This window comes from Brevundimonas sp., assembly GCF_041648615.1.
GTDB lineage: Bacteria > Pseudomonadota > Alphaproteobacteria > Caulobacterales > Caulobacteraceae > Brevundimonas.
The window spans coordinates 1-2,728 of sequence record NZ_JBAZOS010000091.1; the positions used below are offsets into that span (position 1 = coordinate 1).

Sequence of the window (2,728 nt, forward strand, 5' to 3'; positions counted from 1 at the left end):
GCAGCGTGATTGTCGGCCATCAGGGTCTCTTGCAACGGTCGAAAGTGTCTTTGGATGGGCTATAGCCCATTTTCCGCCAAGGTCGAGCGGGGCGGGCTTGAAAAGAGGTCGAACCCTAGCTCCGGCCGGGGTCTTTCGTCCCGTCCGGCGCGCCGTCCTTCGAGGGATAGAAGGTGTAGCTGAGCGTGATCTCGGTCGCCCCCTTCGCCTCGGCGTCGGTCGCCAGTTCGGGGGCGACGAAATACTGGATCGGGAATTTCCGTGTCTGACCCGCCTCGATGACCTGCTCGTCGAAGCAGAAGCACTGCAGCTTCTGGAAATAGGGGCCGGTGAACTCGGGCACGACATTGTACCCGGCGCGCGCCTTGATCGGCTTGTCGGAGGTGTTGGTGACGTCAAACCAGGCCATCCCGGTCTCGCCGATGCGCACCCGTTGGCTGACCTGCTCGGCGCGGAACACCATGGGCAGGTCGCGCACATTGGTGTCGAACCGAATCAGGATGGTGGAATCCAGAATGGTGTCGGGCGCCTTGTCGGCCTTCATCACCGTGCCGTTGAAGCCGGTGACCTGGCAGAACAGCTGGTACAGAGGCACGGCGGCGAAGGCGGCCCCCGTCATGAAGACGACCGTGCCGGCGCAGGCCAGGGCGATGAGGTTCTGGCGTTTCATGGTCAGCCGCCGACCGAAGCAGGCGCCGGTTGGGGCGCCGGGTTCTCCAGCACGGGGCTTTGGGGCGCCGAGGCGGCGGCGGCGGCGCGCGCCTGACGCCCCGCCTCCTGATTGTGCAGCATGCGCAGGAAGGTGGTGGTGAACAGCAGCACCATGAAGGCCACCAGGGCCAGGGCGATGAAGACGTTGCGTCGCTTGCGCGCGGCCAGTTCGGTCGGGGTCAGGCGGATGTAGCGCGGGCCGTCGGTGGTCATGGTCGGTTCCATTCGGAAACCCCGGGAAAACGCGGGCAGGACGCCCGGAACTAGAAGCGGAAGGCCGCCATGCCGGTCAGATGCTCGACCAGCAGGGCCGCGAACAGGGCCATCAGATAGAGGATGGAAAAGGCGAAAAGATTGCGGGCCGGTTTGGCCTCGGCCTTCACATCATACAATGCGGCCTCTCGCCCCACGGCCTCGGCCTTGTCGGGCTCATCGCCGGCGCGGGAGCGGAACAGGCGCAGCGCCAGACCCAGAAAGGCCAGGCCGCCGAGACCCGACACCGCCAGATAGACCCAACCGCCCATGCCGGTCAGGGCCGGGGCGATCGCCACCGGCACGAAGATCAGGGAATAGATGAGGATTTGCAGGCGGGTGGACTTCGCACCCCGCGCCACCGGCATCATCGGAATGCCCGCCTTGGCGTAGTCGCCGGCCGAATAGAGGGCCAGGGCCCAGCTGTGCGGCGGGGTCCACAGGAAGATGATCAGGAACAGCAGCCAGGCCTGCCAGGGCGCCGATCCGGTCGCCGCCGCCCAGCCGATCACCGGGGGCAGGGCACCGGCCGCCCCGCCGATGACGATGTTCTGGGGCGTCCGCCGCTTGAGCATCATCGTATAGAAGCCGGCGTAATAGACGATGGTCAGAGCCAGAAGCCCGGCCGCCAGCCAGTTGGTGTTCATGCCCAGCAGCATGACCGAGAACAGGCTCAGAACGGCGCCGAAGGCCATCGCGTCGCCCTTGGGCACTCGTCCCGCCGCAACGGGACGGCCGCGCGTACGGCGCATCAGGGCGTCGGTCTCGCCCTCCAGCGCCATGTTCAGCGCGCCCGCCGCTCCGGCCCCCACGGCGATGCACAGGATGGCGATGGCGGCCACGAACGGATTGATCGACCCGGGCGCCACGACCAGTCCCGTCGCGCCGGTGAACACCACCAGCGACATGACGCGCGGCTTCAGCAGCTGGAAATAGTCTTCCGGCTGGGCAGTGCTGACGAGGGAGGCGGGCTTTGCGGTCATGGGTTCAAAATGGCGAGGGCCGCCCTTCCAATGGCGGAAGGACGGCCCCCTTTATCATGTGGTTGCGATCAGTGGTGATCGTCGTCCTTGACCACCGGCAGTTCGTTGAACTGGTGGTGCGGCGGCGGCGAGGACAGGGTCCACTCCAAAGTCGTGGCGCCTTCGCCCCACGGGTTGGCCACGCCGGGACGGCGACGGATGGCGGCTTCCAGCAGCATGATCAGGAAGACCCCGACGCCAACGATGGTGATGACATAGCCCACCGTTGAGACGTGGTTCCACAGCTCATAGGCGTCGGGATAGTCGATGTAGCGGCGCGGCATCCCTTGCAGACCCAAGAAGTGCTGCGGGAAGAACACGATGTTCACCCCGACGAACATGATCCAGAAATGCAGGCAGCCGAGGACCTCGTTGTACTTCACGCCGAACATCTTCTCGAACCAGTAGTAGAAGCCGGCGAAGATGGCGAACACGGCGCCCAGCGACAGGACGTAGTGGAAGTGGGCCACGACGTAATAGGTGTCGTGCAGGCTGTAGTCGATGCCGGCATTGGACAGGACCACGCCGGTCACGCCGCCGACGGTGAACAGGAAGATGAAGCCGATGGCCCACAGCATGGGCGTCTTGAAGCTGATCGAGCCGCCCCACATGGTCGCGATCCAGCTGAAGATCTTCACGCCCGTGGGCACGGCGATGATCATGGTCGCGGCCACGAAATAGGCGCGCAGGTTCACGTTCATGCCGACCGTGTACATGTGGTGCGCCCACACGACGAAGCCGAC

4 protein-coding genes are annotated in these 2,728 nt (G+C 65.3%); all 4 read right to left on the bottom strand.

The window, feature by feature from the left end; all coding sequences use genetic code 11:
* Positions 1-115 precede the first annotated feature (115 nt).
* Positions 116-670, bottom strand: coding sequence for a cytochrome c oxidase assembly protein (locus tag WC555_RS15630; RefSeq protein WP_373255055.1), 555 nt, complete (start codon positions 668-670; stop codon positions 116-118).
* A gap of 2 nt (positions 671-672) precedes the next feature.
* Positions 673-924, bottom strand: a complete 252-nt coding sequence (locus WC555_RS15635; protein ID WP_373255058.1) for a hypothetical protein — start codon at positions 922-924, stop codon at positions 673-675.
* 50 nt (positions 925-974) lie between these two features.
* Complete coding sequence (gene cyoE / locus WC555_RS15640) at positions 975-1,946, bottom strand: heme o synthase (protein WP_373255059.1); 972 nt, start codon at positions 1,944-1,946, stop codon at positions 975-977.
* 68 nt (positions 1,947-2,014) lie between these two features.
* A partial coding sequence (locus WC555_RS15645) for a cbb3-type cytochrome c oxidase subunit I (RefSeq protein ID WP_373255061.1) occupies positions 2,015-2,728 on the bottom strand: 714 nt, incomplete at its 5' end.

Bases quoted from the DNA above. Each gene is read 5' to 3' on its own strand.
- WC555_RS15630 (WP_373255055.1), bottom strand. From the start codon at position 670: ATGAAACGCCAGAACCTCATCGCCCTGGCCTGCGCCGGCACGGTCGTC.
- WC555_RS15635 (WP_373255058.1), bottom strand. From the start codon at position 924: ATGACCACCGACGGCCCGCGCTACATCCGCCTGACCCCGACCGAACTG.
- cyoE (WP_373255059.1), bottom strand. From the start codon at position 1,946: ATGACCGCAAAGCCCGCCTCCCTCGTCAGCACTGCCCAGCCGGAAGAC.